This window comes from Vibrio genomosp. F10 str. 9ZD137, from assembly GCF_049974785.1.
Lineage (GTDB): Bacteria > Pseudomonadota > Gammaproteobacteria > Enterobacterales > Vibrionaceae > Vibrio.
In genome coordinates this window covers 1-2119 of record NZ_JBNGCJ010000952.1, presented here as the reverse complement: position 1 = coordinate 2119, position 2119 = coordinate 1, and the positions used below count along the sequence as shown (strand labels likewise).

At 45.2% G+C, this 2119-nt stretch carries 1 protein-coding gene and 1 pseudogene; both read right to left on the bottom strand.

The features are described 5' to 3' along the window. The coding region (locus tag ACP45E_RS20775) for an efflux RND transporter permease subunit (protein WP_141707465.1) at positions 1-1672 on the bottom strand (1672 nt) is incomplete at its 3' end. Beyond that, positions 1669-2119 (bottom strand): annotated as a pseudogene (locus ACP45E_RS20770) (efflux RND transporter periplasmic adaptor subunit); the annotation flags it as partial. The gene ACP45E_RS20775 and the pseudogene ACP45E_RS20770, both read right to left, overlap by 4 nt.

The following is a 2119-nucleotide window of genomic DNA, read 5'->3' as shown; positions in this document are numbered from 1 at the left end:
CGATATCGCCATCTAAATCCGGGAAGGGTTGAAACTTGAGCGCGCCTCCAGCAATGGTTGCGACAGAGATCAGCATTAATGCGACAACGCTTCCCAAAAACGCGTAGCGATACTCAACCACTTTGGTGACGGCATTAACCAGCTGTTTATTACGAAATTGCTCAAACTTTTCTAACAGGGCTTTTTTAAACTTCGCAGGCTCTCGCTCATTCTTCTGATTATGAAGCGAATGAGACAGGTGATTAGGAAGAATCAGAAAAGCTTCCACCAAACTTAATACCAACACTAAGATCAGCACTTGTGGCACCGCTTTTAACACCGCGCCCATCTCTCCTTCAATAAACAGTAAGCTACCAAAAATACAAATGGTGGTTAAAAAAGAGGAAAGCACCCCGGGAAACACCTTTTTCACGCCATTGATAACGGCTTCATCAACGCTTTGACCTTTGTCGAGATGCGATGCCACCGATTCTGCAATCACGATAGCGTCATCCATCATGATCCCGATGGCCATGAGCAGCCCGACTAAAGACATAATATTGATGGATAAACCGAGGTTGGCCATTAAAAATAGCCCACCTAAAAACGCAACGGGTAGCCCGGCTGCAACCCAAAAGGAGTAGCGAAAGCTGAAAAATAGCCACATGGTCGCAAACACCAAGACGATCCCTTGCCAGCCATTACTGGTCATCATCGTCAGGCGATCCCATAACAGTGATGACAGATCGTTAGTCAACTCGAGTGTCACTCCATCGGGAGCAATCAATTGCTGATGCGCAACAAATTCAGACACTCTATCTTTGATTCTAAGGGCATCATCTTCCTTGTTCTTACTCACCTTTAACATCGCAGAAGGATGACCATTAAAATAGACTTTTTGCTCATCTAACTCGAACTGATCGGTGATCGTGGCAATATCTTTTAAACGAATTAATGACCCATTAGGCCCAGAACCAACGACGATGCTTTCTAGTTCGAGCGGGCTAATGCGTCTTTCATCGAATCGAATCAGAAAATTCTTATCGGTGGTTTCTACATTACCGCTTGGCAATTTCACATTCTGACGTTTTATTTGATCGGCAATATCCCCTACGCTGATCCCCAACTGCCTTACGGCTTGCAAATCTAACTCCACACGAAACTGATGATCAGAAAAGCCGCTCACCTCAACCAGAGAAACATCATAATCAAGCTTCAAGGTTCGCTTTAACTTTTCGGCGTAGTCTTTTAGTTCAGGCCAAGTGGTATTAGCAGAAATAGCGATATCAACCACAGGCTCGTTCCAATCGAGCTCTTGAACCATTGGTGATTCAATTTCTTCAGGAAAGTCATTGATGGCATTGATCTGAGTTTGCACATCCACCAGCATACGGCCGATGTCGGCTTTACTGCCCAACTTGAGTATTAACCGAGCGGATCCTTCTATCGCTTCACATCGAGTTTCTTCAATGTTCGCTAAGCCATCCACAGCGTCTTCCATTCGGACACAGATACTCTCTTCCACTTCTTGAGGGGAAGCGCCAGGGTAAACAACGGCGGCCATAATATAAGGGGGCGAAAATTCAGGGAATGTTTCGCGTTTAATGGTTGATAGACTTGAAATACCCAATATAAGTAACGCAAGCATCAGTAGATTAGCGGCCGTAGGGTGGCGCGAGAAAAAGCGAATCATCGTTCAGATTCCTCGATCTTTGGGGCTGATTTTTGTTCCAGCTCTTTGAGTTGCATTCCTTCGATTGCGGGCAATAAATCGTTCAAAATCAATCGTTGTCCATGCTCAATATCACCGTCGATGATCACATGGTTGTCGCGACGGTAAAGTACCTCTATGGTTTTGATCACCAAGCGATTGTCATCATCTTTTAGATAGATGCGATTACCGTGTAGGGCTCTTTCTGGAATCACCCAACTTGGGTTAGCCTGCCCTTCTATTGAAGCCTTTACGAACATGCCATTGACTAAAGGAGGAACTGAAGTGGGGGTAAGATCTTTGTAGTTTTGTTGAATCTCCAAAATCACCCCGGCCGTCGCTTGATTATAATCGACCGTTTCACTGACCCTTGCCACTTTAGCAGGCCAGGTGACGTTCAAACTGCCACTATTTAGCTCAATAGTGGCT